The sequence below is a fragment of the Tenacibaculum sp. DPLXC6 genome (assembly GCF_056815515.1).
Genome location: NZ_CP141806.1, coordinates 2,184,515 through 2,206,848, shown reverse-complemented (window position 1 = coordinate 2,206,848; position 22,334 = coordinate 2,184,515). Strand labels below are relative to the sequence as shown.

The 22,334-nt window shown below is 31.5% G+C and carries 21 protein-coding genes; 12 read left to right on the top strand and 9 right to left on the bottom strand.

What is annotated here, in order from left to right:
* Positions 1-50: 50 nt before the first annotated feature.
* The 4 genes from VCM48_RS09990 to VCM48_RS09975 all read left to right on the top strand — a co-directional run bounded on the left by VCM48_RS09990 (position 51) and on the right by VCM48_RS09975 (position 4,437).
* Complete coding sequence (locus VCM48_RS09990) at positions 51-2,372, top strand: GH92 family glycosyl hydrolase (protein ID WP_482270407.1); 2,322 nt, start codon at positions 51-53, stop codon at positions 2,370-2,372.
* 69 nt (positions 2,373-2,441) lie between these two features.
* Positions 2,442-3,203: a cyclase family protein gene (locus VCM48_RS09985; RefSeq protein WP_274638824.1), complete on the top strand. Its 762-nt coding sequence runs from the start codon at positions 2,442-2,444 to the stop codon at positions 3,201-3,203.
* Positions 3,204-3,209: 6 nt separating this feature from the next.
* On the top strand, positions 3,210-3,941 hold the full coding sequence (locus tag VCM48_RS09980) for a sulfite exporter TauE/SafE family protein (protein WP_274638823.1): 732 nt from the start codon (positions 3,210-3,212) through the stop codon (positions 3,939-3,941).
* 145 nt (positions 3,942-4,086) lie between these two features.
* The gene (locus VCM48_RS09975; RefSeq protein WP_482270406.1) at positions 4,087-4,437 is read left to right on the top strand and encodes a hypothetical protein; all 351 of its coding nucleotides are present in this window, start codon (positions 4,087-4,089) and stop codon (positions 4,435-4,437) included.
* A gap of 5 nt (positions 4,438-4,442) precedes the next feature.
* Here the strand turns inward: VCM48_RS09975 and VCM48_RS09970 are convergent, their stop codons facing one another.
* The 4 genes from VCM48_RS09970 to VCM48_RS09955 all read right to left on the bottom strand — a co-directional run bounded on the left by VCM48_RS09970 (position 4,443) and on the right by VCM48_RS09955 (position 7,966).
* Positions 4,443-5,582 (bottom strand): DUF5929 domain-containing protein, encoded by a 1,140-nt coding sequence (locus VCM48_RS09970; RefSeq protein WP_482270405.1) that lies wholly within the window; start codon positions 5,580-5,582, stop codon positions 4,443-4,445.
* Between the two features lie 3 nt (positions 5,583-5,585).
* Positions 5,586-6,341: an SDR family NAD(P)-dependent oxidoreductase gene (locus VCM48_RS09965; protein WP_482270404.1), complete on the bottom strand. Its 756-nt coding sequence runs from the start codon at positions 6,339-6,341 to the stop codon at positions 5,586-5,588.
* A 134-nt stretch (positions 6,342-6,475) separates the two neighbouring features.
* Entirely contained in the window at positions 6,476-7,393 is a 918-nt protein-coding gene (locus tag VCM48_RS09960; protein WP_440120305.1) for a hypothetical protein, read from the bottom strand.
* A 102-nt stretch (positions 7,394-7,495) separates the two neighbouring features.
* Entirely contained in the window at positions 7,496-7,966 is a 471-nt protein-coding gene (locus tag VCM48_RS09955) for a hypothetical protein (protein ID WP_482270403.1), read from the bottom strand.
* A gap of 77 nt (positions 7,967-8,043) precedes the next feature.
* On the opposite strand from VCM48_RS09955, the gene VCM48_RS09950 reads away from it, so the two are divergent.
* Both VCM48_RS09950 and VCM48_RS09945 read left to right on the top strand, forming a co-directional pair.
* Positions 8,044-9,153, top strand: a complete 1,110-nt coding sequence (locus VCM48_RS09950; RefSeq protein ID WP_482272223.1) for an NAD(P)/FAD-dependent oxidoreductase — start codon at positions 8,044-8,046, stop codon at positions 9,151-9,153.
* Between the two features lie 10 nt (positions 9,154-9,163).
* On the top strand, positions 9,164-9,625 hold the full coding sequence (locus tag VCM48_RS09945) for a 3-oxoacyl-ACP synthase (RefSeq protein WP_440120303.1): 462 nt from the start codon (positions 9,164-9,166) through the stop codon (positions 9,623-9,625).
* Between the two features lie 189 nt (positions 9,626-9,814).
* On the opposite strand, the gene VCM48_RS09940 is transcribed toward VCM48_RS09945, so the two are convergent.
* A complete protein-coding gene (locus VCM48_RS09940) occupies positions 9,815-10,750 on the bottom strand; it encodes an ABC transporter ATP-binding protein (protein WP_482272222.1) in 936 nt (311 codons plus the stop codon).
* 199 nt (positions 10,751-10,949) lie between these two features.
* On the opposite strand from VCM48_RS09940, the gene VCM48_RS09935 reads away from it, so the two are divergent.
* The 3 genes from VCM48_RS09935 to VCM48_RS09925 are packed head-to-tail and all read left to right on the top strand — an operon-like array spanning position 10,950 to position 12,136.
* Positions 10,950-11,480 (top strand): RNA polymerase sigma factor, encoded by a 531-nt coding sequence (locus VCM48_RS09935; protein ID WP_482270402.1) that lies wholly within the window; start codon positions 10,950-10,952, stop codon positions 11,478-11,480.
* A 4-nt stretch (positions 11,481-11,484) separates the two neighbouring features.
* Complete coding sequence (locus VCM48_RS09930) at positions 11,485-11,904, top strand: hypothetical protein (protein ID WP_482270401.1); 420 nt, start codon at positions 11,485-11,487, stop codon at positions 11,902-11,904.
* A gap of 13 nt (positions 11,905-11,917) precedes the next feature.
* A complete protein-coding gene (locus tag VCM48_RS09925; RefSeq protein WP_274638814.1) occupies positions 11,918-12,136 on the top strand; it encodes a hypothetical protein in 219 nt (72 codons plus the stop codon).
* 42 nt (positions 12,137-12,178) lie between these two features.
* Here the strand turns inward: VCM48_RS09925 and rimK are convergent, their stop codons facing one another.
* The 4 genes from rimK to VCM48_RS09905 form a co-directional block, all read right to left on the bottom strand.
* A complete protein-coding gene (gene rimK, locus VCM48_RS09920; RefSeq protein WP_482270400.1) occupies positions 12,179-13,051 on the bottom strand; it encodes a 30S ribosomal protein S6--L-glutamate ligase in 873 nt (290 codons plus the stop codon).
* 3 nt (positions 13,052-13,054) lie between these two features.
* Positions 13,055-13,468: an ATP-dependent zinc protease family protein gene (locus VCM48_RS09915; protein WP_047788093.1), complete on the bottom strand. Its 414-nt coding sequence runs from the start codon at positions 13,466-13,468 to the stop codon at positions 13,055-13,057.
* Positions 13,469-13,597: 129 nt separating this feature from the next.
* Positions 13,598-15,700: a M13 family metallopeptidase gene (locus tag VCM48_RS09910; protein ID WP_482270399.1), complete on the bottom strand. Its 2,103-nt coding sequence runs from the start codon at positions 15,698-15,700 to the stop codon at positions 13,598-13,600.
* A gap of 111 nt (positions 15,701-15,811) precedes the next feature.
* Positions 15,812-17,971 carry a prolyl oligopeptidase family serine peptidase gene (locus tag VCM48_RS09905; protein ID WP_274638810.1) on the bottom strand — a complete coding sequence of 720 codons (2,160 nt, stop codon included), beginning with the start codon at positions 17,969-17,971 and terminating at the stop codon, positions 15,812-15,814.
* Between the two features lie 142 nt (positions 17,972-18,113).
* Here VCM48_RS09905 and trxA point away from each other — a divergent pair, with 142 nt between their 5' ends.
* The 3 genes from trxA (at position 18,114) to VCM48_RS09890 (ending at position 22,311) form a co-directional block, all read left to right on the top strand.
* Complete coding sequence (gene trxA, locus VCM48_RS09900) at positions 18,114-18,473, top strand: thioredoxin (RefSeq protein ID WP_274638809.1); 360 nt, start codon at positions 18,114-18,116, stop codon at positions 18,471-18,473.
* A gap of 305 nt (positions 18,474-18,778) precedes the next feature.
* Entirely contained in the window at positions 18,779-19,750 is a 972-nt protein-coding gene (locus VCM48_RS09895; protein ID WP_274638808.1) for a ribonucleotide-diphosphate reductase subunit beta, read from the top strand.
* A gap of 173 nt (positions 19,751-19,923) precedes the next feature.
* Positions 19,924-22,311 (top strand): ribonucleoside-diphosphate reductase subunit alpha, encoded by a 2,388-nt coding sequence (locus VCM48_RS09890; RefSeq protein ID WP_274638807.1) that lies wholly within the window; start codon positions 19,924-19,926, stop codon positions 22,309-22,311.
* The last annotated feature ends 23 nt before the right edge of the window (positions 22,312-22,334 follow it).

The window sequence follows — 22,334 nt, the reverse complement described above, 5'->3', positions numbered from 1 at the left end:
TATGACTTTTTTTTATTTTTTTAGTGTTATCAATTGTATTTATTAACGATATGAAAAAAACAACAAGCTTATCACTTCTTCTTTTTATACTTTTACTAGGTATAGGGTGTAGCAAAAACTCTAAAAAAATAACAAAAGAGAGTACGGATTTAAAAGATTACACAAAGTATGTAAACCCTTTAATTGGAACCAGTAAAATGGGACATGTTTTTCCAGGTGCAACTGCTCCTTTTGGCATGGTACAATTAAGCCCTCAAACAAATTTTGAGGTAATGTTTGATGAAGATGGGAGGTATAACAAAGAAACATATGAGTATTGTGCAGGATACCAATATAAAGACTCAACCATTATTGGTTTTGCACATACAAACTTTAGTGGAACAGGGCACGCTGATCTTGGAGACTTTTTAGTAATGCCAACTACTGGTGATTTAGTTTTAGATCCACTAAAAACGAAAGAAGGAACCAAAGGTTTTTACTCTACTTTTTCACATGATACAGAAAAAGCTTCTCCTGGGTTTTATGAGGTAAACTTAGATAGTTATAATATTAAAGCAGAGCTTACTGCAAGTGAACGTGTAGGTTTTCATCAATATACGTTTCCAAAATCAGACAACGCACACATTATTCTAGATTTAGTATACAATGTATATCATCATGACAACAAAAATGTATGGACATTTATCCGTGTTGAAAATGATTCGCTGGTAACAGGCTACAGACAAACAAAAGGATGGGCTAGAACAAAAAAAGTGTTCTTTGCTATGGAATTCTCTAAACCATTTAAAAGTTACGGACATAAAAAATACAATAAGGAAACCTATGATGGTTTTTATAGAAAGTTTAAACAAAATGAAAATTTTCCTGAAATGGCAGGAAAAGATATTAGAGCCTATTTTAATTTTGATACTGAAGAAGGAGAGAAAATTAAGGTAAAATTTGCTTTATCTCCTGTAAGTACTATTGGAGCACTTAATAATTTAAATACTGAAATTCCTAATTGGGATTTCAATAAAACAAAAGAAGAAACTAAAAATAAGTGGAATAAAGAGCTTAGCAAAATTGATGTAGAAACTATTTCAGAAAAAGATAAAACAACATTTTATACGGCATTATATCACACAAATTTATCTCCTATTATATATGAAGATGTTGATGGAAAATACCGTGGATTAGATCAAAATATTTATACTTCAGAAGGATTTATAAACTATACTATTTTTTCTCTTTGGGATACCTATAGAGCGTTACACCCGCTATATAATATTACCCAACCACAGCGAAATAACGATATGATTAAGTCGATGTTAGCACATCATGATCAAAGCGTTCATAAAATGCTACCTATTTGGAGTCATTATGCGAATGAAAACTGGTGTATGATAGGTTATCATGCAACCTCTGTAATTGCAGATGCGTTAGTAAAAAACGTAGGAAATTTTGATGTAAACCATGCACTTAAAGCTTCAACTAATACAGCTACTGTTAGGTATTTTGATGGAATAGGAGATTATATGGATTACAAATATGTTCCAGAGGATAAAAGTGGTTCATCTGTTTCAAAAACACTAGAATATGCCTATAATGATTGGTGTATTGCTCAAATAGCTAATAAAGTAGGAGATAAGGATGTAGAAAATGAGTATTTAGCGAGAGCTGAATATTATAAAAACGTGTATGATCCAACGATAGGTTTTATGCGTCCTAAGTTATCTAATGGAAAGTTTAGAGAGAGTTTTGATCCGATGGATACCCATGGTCAAGGTTTTATTGAAGGAAATGCATGGAATTATGGGTTATACGTGCCTCAAAACATTGATAATATGATTGAAATGATGGGAGGTAAAGAAAAATTCAGTAAGCAATTAGATGAGTTATTTACAACCGAAATAGATGATAAATATATCGCACATCATGAAGATATTACGAGAGATGGAATTATAGGTAATTATGTTCATGGTAATGAACCAGGACATCATATTCCGTATTTATATAACTGGACGGGACATCCAGAAAAAACACAACAACGTGTTCGTATGATTATGGATACCATGTATGCAGATACTGTAGAAGGTTTATGTGGTAATGACGATGCGGGGCAAATGAGTGCATGGTATATTTTTAGTAGTCTAGGTTTTTACCCAGTAACTCCAGGATCGCCATACTATGCTTTGGGAAGCCCAAACATAAAAGAAGCGACGATTCATTTAGAAAATGGAAAAACGCTTAAAATTATGGCAAAAAACCAAAGTAAAGAAAATGTGTATGTAAAAAGCGTGACCGTTAATGGTAAAAAGTTAGACAACTTTTTGTTAAGCCATCAAGATATTCTGAATGGAGGTGAAATGGTCTTTGAAATGAGTAACAAATAAACAATATAAGTCCCTCGCAAAAAAGCGAGGGATTTTCTTTTATCTTTGTTTGTAACAACTAACGTTACTATGAAAATTATCGATCTATCCAAACCTATTCAGTATAACAAACAAGATCCTTGGTTTATGAAAGTTAAAATAAAACATAAACCACATCATAAAGCAAAATGGCTAATTAGAATACTAGGATTACCATTCAAGCTTTTTCCTAAAAACTTTACAGGATGGGCAGATGATACAATTCAAAAAATGGGAGTACACTCCACAACTCATATTGATGCACCTTGGCATTATTCTCCAACAGTTAATGGAGAAAAAGCAAAAACGATAGATGAAGTTCCGTTAGATTGGTGTTTTGGAGAAGGTATTGTGATTGACATGAAACATAAGGTAGATTTTGATCCAATCACAGTTGAAGATATTCAACAATTTTTAGAAGAAAATCAGCTAGAAATACAACCAAATATGATTGTATTGATTAAAACAGGACGCGATAAATTTAACGGAACAAAAGACTTTCATAAAAAAGGTACTGGAGTAAGTGCAAAAGCAACTGAGTGGTTGATTGATCAAGGAATTAAAGTGATGGGAATTGATGCTTGGGGATGGGATTTACCACTTCCGTACATGATTCAAAAAGCAAAAGAAACTAATAATTCTGAATTGTTCTGGGAAGGGCATTTAGTAGGACAAAACAAGGAGTATTGTCATATGGAACAATTGGTAAACTTAGATGTATTACCGTTAACTGGATTTAAAGTAGCGGTGTTTCCGTTAAAAATTGTAGGAGCTTCAGCTGCTCCAGCAAGAGTGGTTGCTATGTTAGAATAAAAAAAGATGAAAGATATTAACTTCATATTTTTACTATTAGCTCTAGTAGCTGAAGTTATTGGAACAATAGGTGGCTTCGGATCATCAGTTTTCTTTGTTCCGTTAGGAAATTTTTATTTCGATTTTTATTCTGTTTTAGGGCTTACAGCTATTTTTCATTTGTCGAGTAATGTGAGTAAAATCTTTTTGTTTAAAAAAGGGTTAGATAAGAAGTTGTTGATAAACATCGGAATTCCTTCAGTCGTTTTTGTGATTTTAGGAGGAATATTATCAAAACATCTAAACAGTACATATTTAGAAATATTTTTAGGACTGTTTTTAGTTGCATTTAGTGCTTTCTTCCTGATTAAAAGTAAGTTTACTATTTCTCCAAACAGAAAAAATGCCATTGTAGGAGGTTCTTTTTCAGGGTTTTCTGCTGGATTGTTAGGTACCGGTGGAGCTATTAGAGGTTTAACTATGGCAGCTTTTAATTTAGAAAAAAGTGTGTTTATAGCAACTTCGGCTTTTATAGATTTTATGATTGATTTTTCAAGAACATTTGTCTACTACAACAACGGTTATATTCATGACCATGATTTAAAATATGTGCCTTTTTTATTCGTAATAGGGCTAGTAGGGTCATTTTTAGGAAAGAAAATATTAGCATATATACCACAGTCAAAATTTAGAAAACTGTCGTTGTCTTTTATTCTATTAATTGGAATAGTTACAATTGTACAATTAGTGTTGAGGTAATTAAGTACTTAGATTAGTTTTATATTCTTAATAATGTTATTTTCAAAAATGACGCAACCTTTTATATAAATAAACATCTAAGTATTAAAAGGTAAACCAAAAAAACATGAAAAATAAAATTTTACTTTTATTAGCAGTTAGTCTTATGTTCTCATGTAGCAACAACACAGAGGGTTTAAAAACAGAATTGATAGGAAAATGGAAATTAATTGAGATTTTAGCAGATCCAGGAGATGGTAGTGGAACTTTTGAACCAGTTAGAAGTAATAAAACTATTGAATTTAAAAGTAATGGAACATTAACAACTAATAATTCTTTATGTGATCCATACTCAGATGAAATGATAAGTTCAGGAACCTATGAAAACAATACTATAACTACTGGTTGTCAGGATCCTAATATAGCTACGATTTTTTTTGAATTAAATAATGAGTCTTTGATTTTAAACTTTATTTCTAATGAAGGATATTCTCAAAAGTTTGAAAAGATAAATTAAACAATCTAATTATATTTCACTTTACGTATTACTCGCATAGCTTCTTTGTATTTAATATAGGTGGTTTTATCTTCTAAGTTTTTGATATAATTTTTTGCTTTTTTAAGTTGCAGAGGAGCACTTTCAAAACCGTTTAAATAACAAATTAAATAGGAGGTGGGTAATCGATATACATCTTCATGTTCAATAACCGAAAGTGGTTTCTTTTTTACAATTTTAGCAACAATACTATTATTGTTTTTATAAATAAGCTGTAAAATATCGTTATGATACTGAGGAGCTTCAAAGAGAAATTCGGTAACAATGTCATGCTTTCCGTTATCTTTAAAATTGATAATCGTTTTTTCTAACGGATAACGTTTTTCACTCTTATCAATCCCTAAAACAATGTACTCAGTAATAATAAATGATTGTTCGTTATAATTAATTTGTACATCATCTAACGAAGAAAAAAACAAACGTACTTGTTCGTTTACTAATTCAATATCAACTCGTGTAAAAAACTCCTCATTATTTATAATCTTTTTCTTTCCAGCCCAACAAAGCACAAACTGTTCGTTAAACACCTTGTATTGCGGATTATATTCTGGTTTATGCCTTTCAATAAAATCAAAAACACCATCAAGTGTGAGTTGTATATTATTACTTGCATTCTTTTCAATAGCTTCAACAATAGCCTTGTTATTGTTTTTAATAATAAAGTTTTTCTCAGCAGGCATAGAGTTACTGCCTCTACGATAAAAAATTGTTCCTCTACGATACTTCCAGGCATTTTTAGATAAAGAGGTAATTAATTTGGTAGGATAAATAGTTACCAAACCAATTACCTTATGACGTTGTAAACGAGGAAAAGGAACGTTTTCATACTCTATTTTAGGTGGGTTATTCAGATAAGCATTTACTAAATTTTGAATTTTACTATCATCATAAAAATCTACACCAATAATTTTATTTTCTTCATCTTCAATACCAATAACAATATAAGAATTATTGTTAGGGTTTGAATTAGAAAGGGCGCAAATGTGTTTTATAAACTTAGCTTTTCCTTCTTTAGAACCTAAGGATAACTTTTGCTTTTTATCATAAAAACTATTCTCATCGTTATGAGACAGTAAGTTTTTAATTAAAAGACGTTTGTTAATCACAACTTAAGCATTTTTGTTCACAATAGTTGCACTAGCTTGGGCTGTTGGATATACAATTAAATCTTCAATATTAACATGGTATGGACGTGTAACTACAAAGTGAATAATATCTGCAATATCTTCAGGTTGTAGTGCTTTGTAGCCTTGATATACGGTTTTAGCTCTTTCAGAATCTCCTTTAAAACGAACGTCAGAAAATTCTGTTTCTACCAACCCAGGATGAATAGCGCTTACGCGAATATTATGTTGATTCAAATCTATACGCATTCCTTTATTTAAAGCGTTTACAGCAAACTTTGATGCACAATACACATTTCCATTAGGGTACACATCTTTTCCTGCAATAGAACCAATATTTACAATAAAACCGTTGTTACGTTCTACCATTTGAGGAATAATTGCTTTTGAAACATATAAAAGACCTTTTACGTTTCCGTCAATCATAGCGTCCCAATCGTCAATATTTCCATTTTGAATGCTATCTAATCCATGAGCATTACCAGCATTGTTAATAAGAATATCAATATGTTTAAATTCATCAGGTAAACTATTAATAGCATTTTGTACTTCTTCATTATAACGAACATCAAACTGAAGTATATGTACTTTGGTAAATTGAGATAGTTCTTGTTGAAGCTTTTGAAGCTTTTCTATACGTCTACCACAAATAATTAAGTTAATGTTATTCTTAGCAAAAATTTGAGCGGTTGCCTTACCAATACCTGAGGTTGCTCCTGTAATTAAAGCAGTTTGTTGCATGGTGTTTTGTTTTGTATAAAGGTAAAGTTTTTTATGTTAAGCCACTATTATAAAATGAAAAACCGCCCCTTACGGAGCGGTTCCTTTTAGTTGGCTACTACACCAACCAAAAATCAACTAACCAAACTTTATTTTTATTTCCTTTTCGGAACTGTTTCTCTTTCTATTTTAGTACGCTTTCTACCACTATTTCTTACAGCTGGTTTAGCAGTACTTGTTTTTTCTCCTTTAAGATATTGTATAAAACCTCTTCCAGAAAAAACATATGTTGTTTGTGAACTAACATGGTATAACCTTATTGTTTCGTCATTTATAACGGTTAAATCAAACTCTTCAGTATCTCCGTTATCATAATTAAGTGTTAAATATTTTAAATTTTCTTCACCTTGAACATCACGGACTATATAGCTCCCTTTAAAGTCCCAACTTATGTAATCAATATTTGTGCCAAAAGGGTCGTGAGACGAGTAGAATGTTACATCATTTTCAGGAGTAAACTGTAAATAATTTTCATAATCAAATGGGTTTTCAACACCATTAAATCTTTCAGTTCTTTCCCAAGCTTCAAACTCTTGTAAAAAATACTCAATATTGTCGTAGAACAACATGTCATAATCAAAAGTGTTTACTTGGTAACCTACTAAATAATAACTGACATTCTGCGATAAATCATCAATTCTAATTTCATTACTAGAAAGTTGTACCACGTCAAATTCAAAGTATCCATCTATATCATGACGCGTTTCTAAAACGGTTCCATAGGTTCCATAGTTACCTACAGCTATTCCAAAACCATTCCCTGTTTTACCAATATCTACAATATTGTTATTTGCATACATGGTTCCGTTTAAAAAAGAAATGGTAAATGCTCTAGATAAAAAAGGAACTTCTCCACTACCTGTTGTTCTGTGATAATCTACATACCATAAATCATAACTTGAAATATATTCGTTTAATGAAAAACCATCATCTACAATTTCATTTCTTACAACACACGACGTAAGTGTTACACTACTAATAAGTAGTACTAAAAGTAATTTTATACGTTTCATAAGCATTCGTTTTATGGTTATGCTTATAAGTTTTCAAATTACGTGCCAAAAATAAAAACACCTCAAAAAAGAGGTGTTTCAAACTATTTTATGTTAAGATCTTTATTGCATAAAAACCTTATCTTTTTTTACAATGTTTTCTATTTTAACGTAGTATGTTTCCTCTCCTTTTATATAAGAAATCATTGCTTCATTCTCTTTTAACTCAAAAGGAAATTTTTCTTCTGAAACATTAGGAGTATTTCCAAACTCTTTTTTAGGATCCGCATGTAAAATCATATCTTTTCTATCATTAGATGAGGTTTTATAACGTGCAGCTATATATTGTTTGTCGTTATGTTGCTCAATAACAGCTTCAGTTATCTTGTTTTGAAAATATACTTTTTGAAAATTGACAGGTTTTTCAGCAGTGAAATTGATAATTAAGTTAGTAGAATTATAACTACCTTTTACTCCTCCTGTTACATGAGAATAACTTGCCGATTCTATTTTGAAAGGATGATTATTTTCCATTTTTACACTTGCGCATTTCGTAAAGCTTAAAGCTAAAATTAAGATTCCAATTAATTTCATAGAGTTGTTTTTTAATGTTTAAATTTAGACATTCAAGGAGTGTGCCAAGTCACAAATATAATCAGATTTATATGATATTGAATTTCAGTTACTGGGAACTAAAAGAATGGTTTACAAATATTGATTTTACTGTAGTAGGAAGTGGAATTGTGGGATTAAATTGTGCGCTACAGTTACGAGAAAAACACCCCAAGGCAAAAATTATAGTTTTAGAAAAAGGAGTGTTACCACAAGGAGCTAGTACTAAAAATGCAGGTTTTGCTTGTTTTGGAAGCTTATCAGAATTAATCGATGATTTACAAACACATACAGAAGAAGAGGTTTTTAACTTGGTAAAAAAACGATGGGAAGGATTACAGCTTTTAAGAACTACGTTAGGTGATAAAAACATCGATTTTCAACAAAATAAAGGTTATGAATTGTTTTTAACAAACGAGTTATATGAATCTTGTTTGTATAAAAAAGAAACAATTAACAAGCTTTTACAACCATTATTTAATTCAGATGTTTTTACGGTAGATTATAATAAGTTTAGCTTTCAAAACATCCATGAAAACTACATAACCAATCAATTTGAAGGTCAGATTGATACTGGTAAAATGGCTGCAAAGTTGTTAGAAAAGGTATTGTCTTCAGGAATAAAAATTATTAACAACATTCAAGTTGAAAAATTTATTGAAAGCAATGAGCAAGTAGTGGTTGAAACAAACCAAATTGCATTTAACACAAAAAAGCTATTTATTGCTACTAATGGTTTCGCAAATCAATTGTTAAATGAAAATGTAAAACCAGCAAGAGCACAAGTATTAATTACGAAGCCAATTAAAGATCTACATATCAAAGGAACTTTTCACTTAGATAAAGGATATTATTATTTTAGAAATATTGATAATAGAATTTTGTTTGGAGGAGGAAGAAACCTTGATTTTAAAGGAGAAGAAACGACTGAATTTGGACAAACTACGCTTATTCAAAACAAACTAGAAGAAGTCTTAAAGACAACAATTTTACCAAATACTAAATTTGAAATAGAGCATCGTTGGAGTGGAATTATGGGAGTTGGAAATCAGAAAAAAACTATTGTAAAACAGCTTTCAAGTAATGTGTTTTGCGGAGTTCGTTTAGGTGGAATGGGTGTTGCTATAGGTAGTTTAGTAGGCAAGGAATTAGCTGAACTTATGGATTAATGATGTTTACATGGGTAAAATTAATATAAAAGAGGAATTATATAAACAATGTGAGTTGTATGTAAACAAACGTTTACAAACTGTGGAAGAAACAATTACCTCTCATCAAAAAGCTTTGCAATCTGAAACAAAAAGTTCAGCAGGAGACAAACATGAAACTGGTAGAGCAATGCTACAGTTAGAAATGGAAAAAGCGAGTCAACAACTTAGTGGAATTGCTCAAATGAAAGAAACACTAGCTAAAATTAATACAGATACAACTTCAAAAGTAGCTCATTTAGGCAGTGTTGTTACAACTACCTCAACTATTAATTATTTTATTAGTGTAAGTGTAGGGTTGTTAATTGTAAAAGAAAAAAAATATTTTGCTATTTCTCCATCTTCACCAATAGGTAGGTTAATTTTAGGGAAAAAGGAAGGAGAATCTTTTGAGTTTAATGGGGCAAAAAACATCATAAAAGAAATTTTTTAGAAAAAAAGTAGGGTAAAATAAAAGTTACTTGTTTTAGTTCTGGAAAGGTTGTTATAACCAGAACAGAAAAAGAAGCTATAATACACTTTTATCTTTTGGTGTTTAAGACGGTAAGGGTGTATTTTTTTTAGAAAAAATAATTTATTTTAAGATAGTTGAGTAATAATTATTGAGATAGTTATTATTGGTTTAAACAGTCTCTTTTAACTTAAATGAGACTGTTTTTTTATGTTCAATATTTTCAAAGTGATTTATAAAAATTGATTGGTTATTGTATGCAACTTCTATTAACCAGTACCCACCCTTAAAGTAAGATTTCAACACAGTTCCTTCTAGTTTTGATTTTTCTTTAGTAATCTCAAGTAAACTAGGGTAAAGTAGTAATGTTTGTTTGTTAATAGTAAGCTCATTTACGTCATCAAACAAAGAAGCAATGTATTTTTCCTTCGGATTTTTATATAGGTTTGAAGGGCTATCATGGGCAATAATTTGATGATTACGAATTACCATCATAGTATCAGCAAAAGAAAGTGCATCATTCCCGTCATGTGTTGCTACAATACAAGCAATATTTTTCTTTTTTAAATATGTAAATAGCCGTCTTCTTAACGAGTTCTTTTTAAAGTTATCTATTTGACTAAAAGGTTCATCTAACAATAATAATTCTGGTTCTTTAGCTAAGGCTCTAGCAATAGCTACTCTTTGTTGCTGTCCACCACTTAAGTTTTTAACTTTTTCGTTTGCCAATTCGGTCATTTCAATAACTTCAAGAAGTTCTTTTGTTCTTTCTTCAGCTTCTTTTGGGTAAAACCTAGATAAAAACTTCTTAATATTTTCACTTACTGATGTAAAAGGCATCAAATCAAAATCTTGTGCGACATATTTAAAAAAATCCATTCCTGGAACTAAATGATGCTCAGGGCCTAAAATTTGAATATCATTCCAAAATAAATCCCCTTTATCAATATCAATTAGACCATATACAATTTTTAAAAGAGTAGATTTTCCACATCCGCTTTCTCCCATTATACATAAATGTTCTCCTTTATGTAAAGTAAAATGGATGTTTTCTAAAGTTTTTTCTTTTGATGGATAGGTAAATGAAATATTGTTTACTTGTAGCATAGGTGCAAAAATACATAAAGGACTAAGATAAATTATAAACATGATTTTTCATTTCAAGTTTCTCTCTAAACATTCTTTTTTTAAGAATTAGACCTAGGTATATTTGTTATAAATGGAATGAAAAGTTTTTTTAAAAAAAAATGCAATAGAAAAGAAAAAGTACGTCTTTATAATTGAGGAGCTCAAAGAAAGCCTGTAAATGAACCAAGAAACGGAAAATAAAAAGAAATTAAAAGCCTTTTTTGATAAAGAATATAGTGCTCTTAAGTCTTATGTTGGAACTAAAATTAAACAAAGTATTCATCAAGATGCAGAAGATATTATTCAAGAAGTTGCTTTAAAGTTGTTTTCTGGAGTAAGTGGAAATTCACCTATAAACAATGTAGCTGGCTTTGTTTATAGATCCTTAAAAAATAAAATCATTGATAATTTAAGAAAAAAGAAATACGAATCTTCTGCTTCAGATATTGATGAAATGAAACTGATTGAATTTACAGAGGTTTTATATGGGTCTCCTGATAATGCATATTCTGAAGTAATGAAAAAGGAGTTAGAACTAAAAATAATGAATCTTAAACCAGTATATAAAGAAATAATTATAGCTATTGACTTTGAAGGATACACATATAAAGAACTATCAGAGGAACTTGAAATACCTGTTGGAACATTAATGTCTAGAAGACATAGAGCGTTAGGAATACTACTGAGGAAAATTGAAAACAAAAAATAAAAAAATGGAAAATTTGTTTAAAGAACGAAAAGATGGAGAATCTCCAGGAATATTTGTAGGAAGAATAATATTCGGAATAATTGCTGTTTTAGCGCTTGCAATACTTTTTGGATATGCAATTATGTGGCTTTGGAATAACCTTATACCAGAGATTTTCGGATTACCAGTTATTAACTATTGGCAGGCAGTAGGGCTATTTATTTTAGCTAAAATTTTATTTTCATCTAGTGAGTGCGGTGGAAAACAAAAATCAAAGAAATATTCAAGCAAAAGAAGAAAACACAAATTCAAATCACATTTTGAAAAAAACTGTAAAGGAAATTTTTCAGATTGGGAACATTATGATAGGTTTTGGGAAGAAGAGGGGAGTGAAGCTTATCAAAAATATATAGACAAATTAAATAAAGAAACGGAACAAGAATAAAAACCAGAGAGTTATGAAACTATTCATCTATGGAACCGATATTGACACAAAGAAAAAAGAAGATTCTATACGTCAATTATTCAATCAAGATAATAATATAATTAACGTATCAATTGATCTTGAGGATGTTGATAATGTTTTAAGAATAGAGGCAACAGATATTACAACGGAAGCTGACATTATAAATAAGGTAAAAGAGAAAGGGTTTAACTGTATGGAATTAGCAGATTAAACATAAAAAAAACCGACATTATTTAATGTCGGTTTTGTTTTTTTAAGCGCTTCTTTCTACGTAGCGTATAATACTTTTTGCTACATCTTTCCCAGTTGCTTTTTCTATACCTTCTAAACCAGGAGAAGAATTAACTTCTAAAATTAATGGACCTCTATCTGATTGTAACATATCTACACCAGCGATACCTAATTTCATTACTTTTACAGCTTTTAAAGCAGCGTTTTCTTCTTCATCTGTTAATTCTATAATTTCTGAAGTTCCTCCTCTATGTAAGTTTGATCTAAACTCTCCTTCCTTTCCTTGACGCTTCATAGCTCCAACAACAACTCCATCTACTACAAAAACACGGATATCTGCTCCTTTAGCTTCTTTGATATATTCCTGAACAATTACACGTGCCTGTAAGCCATTAAAAGCCTCTATAACAGATTCAGCTGCTTTTTTAGTTTCAGCTAATACAACACCTAAACCTTGTGTTCCTTCTAAAAGCTTAACAATTAAAGGAGCTCCACCAACTTTTTTAATAATTTCAGAGGTGTCTTTTGAATAATTGGTAAAAACGGTTTTTGGAAGCCCTAAATTCGCTCTAGAGAGTACTTGTAAACTACTTAGTTTATCTCTAGACCTAACTAATGCTTGAGATTCTACAGCAGAAAACACCTTCATCATTTCGAATTGACGTACAACAGCAGTACCATAAAAAGTAACTGAAGCACCAATACGTGGGATAATAGCATCAACATCAGTCACAAGCTCATGATTGTATACTATAGCAGGCTTCTTTTTTTCTATTATAAGATCACATTTGGTATGATCTAATACGACCATTTCATGACCTCTTTTTTCGCCTGCTTCTACTAAGCGTTTGGTTGAATATAATTTTGAGTTTCTAGAAAGAACAACAATTTTCATTTTTTATATTTCTTTTGAAGTGATGTTTTTTTGTGAAACATCCACAATAAATTTTTTGTTTAAAAATTTTCTACCAATTAATACTGGATAATTCATTTTACCTCTATCTGACAACGATAGTTTTATTTTATATTTTTTACCATAAAAAATAGCGGACGTAGAAACGACATATCTTTTTTGTTTCTTTCCGTTCGAACTTCTTATACTTTTAACTTTATATTTTGTTGTTTGGAGCAATTTATTGTTATATTTTTCTGTTTTTGGACATAATAATATAAACTCTAATACACCGTCTTTTTCTTCAATATGCTTGCAATGTATTGCAGAAGTATAGGCTCCTGTATCAATTTTTACTGGTAAATCTTCTATTTCCCAGTTTAAAAAGGATATCTTTTCAATCCTTCCAATTAGTCTCATTCTTTTAAAATTAAGGAGGGCGAATTACTTACTATTTTTTCAAATACACAATATTTGCTATTAATTTTTGAAAATAAAAAAAACCAGCGTGAAAACGCTGGTTTAAAGGTACTTATTTTTTAATTGAATTTACCAAATTCTTACACGATCTTCTGGTTTTAAGTACATTTTATCACCTTCTTTAACATCAAAAGCTTCATAGAAAGCATCTACGTTTTTAAGAGGCATATAAGCTCTGTACTGTCCTGGAGCATGAGGGTTTGTCATGATTAAGTTTTTTAATGCTTCATCACGCATTTTAGTTCTCCAAATAGTTCCCCAAGAAAGGAAGAAACGTTGTTCAGGTGTAAATCCATCAATGTTTTCAGGACGACCATTCTTTTCTAAGAAAATTTGTAATCCTTCATAAGCAGCTTGCACACCACCTAAATCACCGATATTTTCGCCTAACGTAAATTCACCGTTTAAATTCATACTATCAATAGCAACGATATCGCTAAACTGCTTTATTAATTTGCTTCCTGCTTCTTTGAACTTTTCAGAATCTTCTTCTGTCCACCAGTTTTTTAAGTTTCCATCACCATCAAAACGAGCTCCAGAGTCATCGAAACTATGTGAAATTTCGTGACCAATAACAGCTCCAATTCCTCCATAATTTACAGCTTCATCAGCTTTGTAGTTATAGAAAGGAGGTTGTAAAATTGCTGCTGGGAATACGATTTCATTATTTACAGGGTTAAAGTAAGCGTTTACTGTTTGAGGAGACATTCCCCACTCAGTTCTATCCACTTCTTTACCTAACTTAGCCATATCTTTTTCAAAGTTCCATTTACGAACGTTTACGGCATTGTCAAAATATGTACCACCTTCATCTAACCCTTTAACAAGTAAAGCTGAGTAGTCTTTCCATTTATCAGGGTATGCAATTTTAACAGTTAATTTGTGTAATTTTTCTAAAGCTTTTTCTTTAGTTTCAGCACTCATCCAAGGTAATTGCGCAATACGTTTTTCAAAACCTAACATTACGTTATCAATCATTTCCTTAGCTTTTTGCTTCGCTTCAGGTGGAAACTTTTCATCTACATATAATTTACCTAAAGCCTCACCAATAGCTCCATTTAAGTTTGCTAAAGCACGCTCGTTTCTTGGGCGTTGTTGTTTAGCACCACGCATTTCTTTGCTATAAAACTCCCAATTAGCTTTTTCTAAATCGGTAGATAATAAACCTAATGAGTTGTTAATAGCATTCCAACGTAATGATAATTTAACCGTTTCAATAGGACTATTCTTAAGCACATCATTCATTGCTTTGAAGTAACCTGGATCTGTAACAATAATCTTTTCAAGACCTTTAGAACCATCTAAACCTTCAAGATCAACACCAATTCCTTTTAAATGAGCTTCCCAATCAATTACAGGAGCTAATTCAGTTAATTCAGCAAGAGTCATTGGGTTGTAAATTTTACGAGTATCTCTACGTTCTTCTTTTGTCATTCTAGGTTCAGCTAAACTCTTTTCAAAAGCAACAATAGTTGCTGCATTCTTTTTAGCTGTAGCCTCGTCATCACCAAACTCTTGTAACATTTTAGCTACAAAAACTTCATATTTTTCAAGCTTGTCTTTTACCTTTTCATCCACATAGTAATCTCTTGATAAACCAAGTCCACCAGCTCCCATGTAACCAGCATTCATACTACTGTTCTTAAGGTCGTTAAACACGCCAAAACCATAAAAACCAGCGCCTCCATAAGGAGCCATGTTAGTAATGAATGTTTGTACGTCGTTTAAATCTTTAATTTCTTCAATTTTTTCAAGAAAAGGTTGTACTGGAGCTTTACCAGCTTTGTTTCTAGCTACGGTATCCATAATGGTTTCGTAGTAGTTTACTGCTTTTTCTTGGTCAGAATCTATTTCTTTTCCTTCAGCATCTTTTACTTTTGGGAAGTTACCTTCTTCAATAGCTTTATTTAAAATAGCTAATACATCTTTGGTAGTAGTTTTTCTTAACTGATTAAAACCTCCCCAAGAAGTTTCGTCAGCTGGAATTTCAGTATTGTCAATCCAAGAACCGTTAACATATCTAAAGAAATCATCGGTTGGTTTAACCGAAGTATCCATGTTTTCTAAAACAATTGCCTGTACTTTTTCTTCAGGCTTTTTGTCTGTTTTACACGCAATAACCCCTAAAGAAGCAACAGCAGTAGTAAACAGTACTTTGTGAATGGTTTTCATTTTTAATGTTTTTTGAATGAGTTTTAATTTTAACAAACTACCTCGAGATTTTGTCCCGAGGTAGTAAATTTACTCTAATAAGAGTCTGTTTTTATAAAAATGTTACAGTTTTTAACTTTTTATTTTAGATTTTGGAGCATTTGGTAATGTTTCAAATCCCATGTTAAATAAAGTAAAACCAAAAATATCAGCATACTGCTCAATAGTTTTTGCTACAGGAGTTCCTGCCCCGTGACCAGCATTTGTTTCAATTCTAATCAAAACAGGATTGTTCCCTTGTTGTTTTTCCTGTAATTCAGCAGCAAACTTAAAACTATGAGCTGGTACAACACGATCGTCATGATCTCCTGTTGTTACCATAGTTGCAGGGTACTGAGTACCTTCTTTTACATTATGTACAGGTGAATATCCTTTTAAGTATTCAAACATTTCTTTACTCTGCTCAGAAGTCCCATAGTCATATGCCCAACCTGCTCCTGCTGTAAAGGTGTGGTAACGTAACATGTCTAATACTCCAACTGCAGGTAAAGCTACCTTCATTAAATCAGGACGTTGAGTCATAGTGGCACCTACCAACAAACCTCCGTTAGATCCTCCTCTAATAGCTAAGTAATCAGATGAAGTATAGTTTTCTTTGATTAAGTATTCAGCAGCAGCAATAAAATCATCAAATACATTTTGCTTTTTTAATTGCGTACCTGCATCGTGCCATTTTTTACCATACTCTCCACCACCACGTAAGTTAGGTACAGCGTATACACCACCTTGTTCCATCCAAACAGCGTTAGCAATACTAAAACTAGGAGTTAAGCTTACATTGAATCCACCATAACCATATAAAATAGTAGGGTTTTTACCATTTAACTCTAATCCTTTTTTATAGGTAATAATCATAGGAACTTTTGTTCCGTCTTTTGAAGTATAAAATACTTGCTTACTTTCATAGTCATCTGCATTGAACGAAATAGCAGGTTTCCAGTATAATTCGTAAGTTCCATCTTCTGGATTGAACTTGTATGAAGAACTTGGAGTATTGTAGTTGGTAAAAGAGAAATATAATTCTTTTGCATCAGTTTTTCCTCCAAAACCACCTGCAGAACCTACACCTGGTAATTTTACTTCACGGATTAATTTCCCATCAAAATCATATTGTAATACTTTAGAAACTGCATCTACCATATACTTTGCAAAGAAATATCCAGACCCTGTTGATGGAGATAATACATTTTCAGTTTCAGGAATAAAATCTACCCAGTTTTCTGGCGTTGGGTTTGCAGCATCTACAGTAACAATTTTCTTGTTAGGTGCATTTAAGTTAGTTACTAAGTATAACTTACTTCCTTTACTATCAATAACACCAGTGTCGCTATCAAAATTGTTAATGATAGGTGTTAGTTTGCTATTAGGATCTGTTAAATCCTTAATAAATAACTTGTTTCCTGAAGTTGAGGTTGAAGCAGATACAAATAGGTATTTGTTATCCTCTGTTAAATATCCACCAACATAACGGTGTTTTTCTTCTGGAGTAGCTCCAAAAATAACTTCATCAGAACTTTGAGGAGTTCCTAATTTGTGGAAATATAATTTATGTTGATCTGTTTTTGCAGATAACTCACTTCCTTTAGGTTTGTCGTAACTAGAATAGTAAAAACCTTCGTTTCCTCTCCAAGCAATTCCAGAGAATTTTACATCAACTAAAGTATCTTCTTTAATTTCTTTGGTTTCTGCATCCATTATAATTACCTTTCTCCAATCACTTCCTCCTTCAGAAATTGAATAGGCTACAGTTTTTCCGTCTTTGGTAAAACTTACCGAGCCTAATGATGTAGTTCCATCTTCAGCAAACGTATTAGGATCTAAGAAAACCTCTTCTTTACCATCTTTATCCTTTCTATATAAAACATATTGATTTTGTAACCCGTTGTTTTTATAAAAATAAGTATAATCACCTTCTTTAAATGGAGTTCCTACTTTTTCGTAGTTCCATAACTCAGATAAACGATTTTTTAATTGTTCACGATATGGAATTTTGTCTAAGTAATCGAAAGTAACTTCGTTTTCAGCTTTTACCCAAGCTTCAGTTTCAGTACTTCTATCGTCTTCTAACCAACGATAGTTATCGGTTACTTTAGTTCCAAAATATTCATCTACAACAGGTTTTTTAGTTGTTTCTGGATAACTCACACTAATATTGTTTTTAGGTTGCTTTTCTTCTTTACAAGAAACTAAAATAGTTCCTGCACAAATAATGGGAAGAAGGATTTTTTTCATGATTAAAAAAATTGGTTAATTAGACCAAAGTTAGAAGAAAAACATTCACAGCAATTTATTTTAAGATGACTTTAACAAAAAGGCCCTTGTAAATCTATTGAAATAAAAACGACTACCTTTACATAATTATAATATAATAAGCATGACTGAAAATTTAAACAAAGAAGCTTTTTTTAAAAAGGTTTTTAACTATGAAGAAAATAAAGAATGGAAATTTGAAGGAGATTTACCTGTAATAATTGATTTTTATGCTGATTGGTGTGGACCATGTAAAGCACTTGCTCCAGTTTTGGAAGAACTAAGTACAGAGTATGATGGAAAAATTAATATTTATAAAATAGATACAGAAGCAGAACAAGAATTAGCAGCTGCTTTTGGAATAAGAAGTATCCCTTCTATGTTATTTTGTCCTGCTAACGATGATCCTCAAATGGCTCATGGAGCATTGCCAAAAAAACAAATTGAACAGATAATTGAAGACGTTTTAAAGGTTACGAAATAACCAAAAAAAACAAGAAAATTAAGGTTTAAAAAGTGACACATTTTGTGTCACTTTTTTTATGTTGAAACACAAAATAAGAAACTCAGTGAGTATCACTTATCAAGCGTTTTTTTTAATTTTAAAACATTGATTTATAAGTTTTTGTAAAAACTTAAAAATATTGTAAATTGAAGAAGGAAAAGTAATTTGTTAAAAACTTCAAGGGATTTGTGAATAAGTATAGCTTTCAGAATTTAGCAAATTTTCCAATCTTTGTTTCTATACTCAGGGAATAAAAATAACACACTAAAAAGAGCTTAAAAAGCATGGCATCGATTGAACCAATTTTACAAGAAAATAAAGACAGATTTGTAATTTTTCCAATTCAACATAATGACTTATGGGAATGGTATAAAAAGCAACAAGCTTGTTTTTGGACTGCTGAAGAAATTGATTTACATTCAGACTTAACAGACTGGAATTCTAAACTAACAGACGATGAGCGTTACTTTATTAAGCATGTTTTAGCATTTTTTGCCGCATCTGATGGAATTGTAAATGAAAATTTAGCAGAAAACTTTGTAAACGAAGTTCAATATTCGGAAGCAAAATTCTTTTATGGTTTCCAAATCATGATGGAGAATATTCATTCTGAAACGTATTCATTATTAATTGATACGTATATTAAGGATGAAGAAGAGAAAGATAGATTATTCAAAGCAATTGAAGTTTTTCCAGCAATTAAAAAGAAGGCAGATTGGGCTTTAAAATGGATCGAATCTGATTCGTTTGCTGAGCGTTTAATCGCTTTTGCCGCAGTTGAAGGAATTTTCTTCTCAGGGTCTTTTTGCTCAATTTTCTGGTTAAAGAAACGTGGGTTATTACCTGGATTAACATTCTCAAATGAGTTAATCTCTCGTGATGAGGGTATGCACTGTGATTTTGCTGTACACTTACACAACAATCACTTAGTAAATAAAGTGCCAAAAGAAAGAATAAGAAATATTATTATATCAGCTTTAGATATTGAAAGAGAGTTTATTACCGAGTCTCTACCTGTTAGTTTAATAGGTATGAATGCAACGTTAATGACGCAATATTTAGAGTATGTTACCGATAGACTACTTTTAGAATTCGGATGTGAAAAAGAGTATGAGTCTACCAATCCATTTGACTTCATGGAAATGATTTCTTTGGAAGGGAAAACTAACTTCTTTGAAAAAAGAGTATCAGAGTACCAAAAAGCTGGAGTAAAATCAGGTGGTACAGGAAGCATCAGCTTTGATGCAGATTTTTAGGAACCAATAAGCTGCTATTTCCCCTACATGCAGTATTACTCAGCTAGAGCACTTTTTTCAGTGCTTTAGCGTTATAATCGTTTCAAAAGAAACAAACAAGTATTAACATTTTACATGTTGTCATAAACAACTATGTTTTGGCGACGCTATTAACCAAAAAAAACAATATCAATATGTATGTAGTAAAAAGAGACGGCAGAAAAGAGCCTGTGATGTTCGATAAAATCACAGCAAGGGTTAGAAAAATGTGTTATGGATTAAACAATATTGTTGATCCAGTAAAAGTAGCAATGCGTGTTATTGAAGGACTGTATGATGGGGTAACTACTTCTGAATTAGATAATTTAGCAGCTGAAATTGCTGCGACAATGACGACTGCGCATCCTGATTATGCGAAATTAGCAGCTAGAATTGCCGTATCTAACTTACATAAGAACACCAAGAAATCGTTTTCGGAAACAATGACGGATTTATACGAATACATTAATCCACGTACAGGAAATAAAGCTCCTTTACTAGCAGATGATGTGTATAAAATTATCATGGATAATGCTGATAAATTAGATTCAACAATTATCTATAGCCGTGATTTTAACTACGATTATTTTGGTTTTAAAACATTAGAGCGTTCTTACTTATTAAAATTAAACGGAAACATTGTTGAGCGTCCGCAACAAATGTTAATGCGTGTTGCTATAGGTATACATAAAGAAGATATTGACGAGGCAATTGCTACATACGAATTAATGAGTAAAAAATATTTTACCCATGCAACGCCAACGTTATTTAATTCAGGTACGCCAAAACCACAAATGTCGTCTTGTTTCTTACTACAAATGCAAGATGATAGTATTGATGGAATTTATGATACTTTAAAACAAACAGCTAAAATTTCACAATCAGCTGGAGGTATCGGTTTATCTATTCACAATATCCGTGCTACTGGAAGTTATATTGCAGGTACTAACGGAACATCAAATGGAATTGTACCTATGTTACGTGTATTTAACGATACAGCTCGTTATGTAGATCAAGGAGGAGGAAAGCGTAAAGGTTCATTTGCAATGTATTTAGAACCATGGCATGCTGATATTTACGATTTCTTAGATTTAAAGAAAAACCATGGTAAAGAAGAAATGCGTGCACGTGATTTGTTCTACGCTATGTGGATTTCAGATTTATTCATGAAGCGCGTACAAGAAGATGCTGATTGGACATTAATGTGTCCACACGAATGTCCACATTTATATGATACTTATGGTGAAGAGTTTGAGCGTTTGTATACAAGTTATGAAGCTGCCGGAAAAGGAAGAAAAACTATTAAAGCGCGTGATTTATGGGAGAAAATCTTAGAATCACAAATAGAAACAGGTACTCCGTACATGTTATATAAAGATGCAGCAAACCGTAAATCAAATCAAAAGAATTTAGGAACAATTCGTTCTTCAAACTTATGTACTGAGATTATGGAATATACTGCTGAAGATGAAGTAGCGGTATGTAACTTAGCATCAATAGCAATACCAATGTTTGTTGCTGAAGATGAAAACGGTAATAAGTTTTTTGATCATCAAAAGCTATTTAAAGTAACTAAAAAGGTAATCCGTAATTTAGATACGGTAATCGATCGTAACTATTATCCAGTAAAAGAAGCAGAAAACTCAAACTTCCGTCACCGTCCGGTAGGGTTAGGAATTCAAGGGTTAGCAGATGCTTTTATCATGTTACGTTTACCGTTTACTTCTGAAGAAGCAAAGAAATTAAATCAAGAAATTTTTGAAACCTTGTATTTTGCTTCTGTAACCTCATCAATGGAAGTTGCTAAAACTAAAGGAGCTTATTCAACTTACAAAGGATCTCCAATGTCACAAGGAGAGTTCCAACACAATATGTGGGGAATTAAAGATGAAGAATTAAGTGGTCGTTGGGATTGGGCGAAGTTACGTAAAGATGTAAAAAAACATGGAGTTCGTAACTCATTGTTAGTAGCACCAATGCCTACAGCATCTACTTCTCAAATCTTAGGAAACAATGAAGCTTTTGAACCATACACTTCTAATATTTATACACGTAGAGTATTATCAGGAGAGTTTATTGTTGTAAACAAACATTTACTAGAAGATTTAGTAGAGCTAGGTTTATGGGATAATAATATGAAGGAAGATATTATGCGTGCAAACGGATCAATTCAACATATTGAAGCAATTCCACAAAACTTAAAAGATTTATACAAAACTGTTTGGGAAATGAGTATGAAAGATATTATCGATATGGCACGCCATAGAGGATATTTTATCGATCAATCTCAATCGTTAAACTTATTTATGCAAGATCCTGATTTTGCGAAGTTAACTTCAATGCATTTCTATGCATGGAAATCTGGATTAAAGACAGGAATGTATTATTTACGTACAAAATCTGCTGTAAATGCGAAGCAGTTTACGTTGAATGTAGAAAAGAAAGAAGAAGACAAACCAATGAGTCCTGAAGAATTTAAGGCTATGGTTGAAGCTTCTAAAAATGCAGAAGGTCCAGATGACTGTTTAATGTGTGGATCTTAATTAGAATTAAATTAAAAGTGATA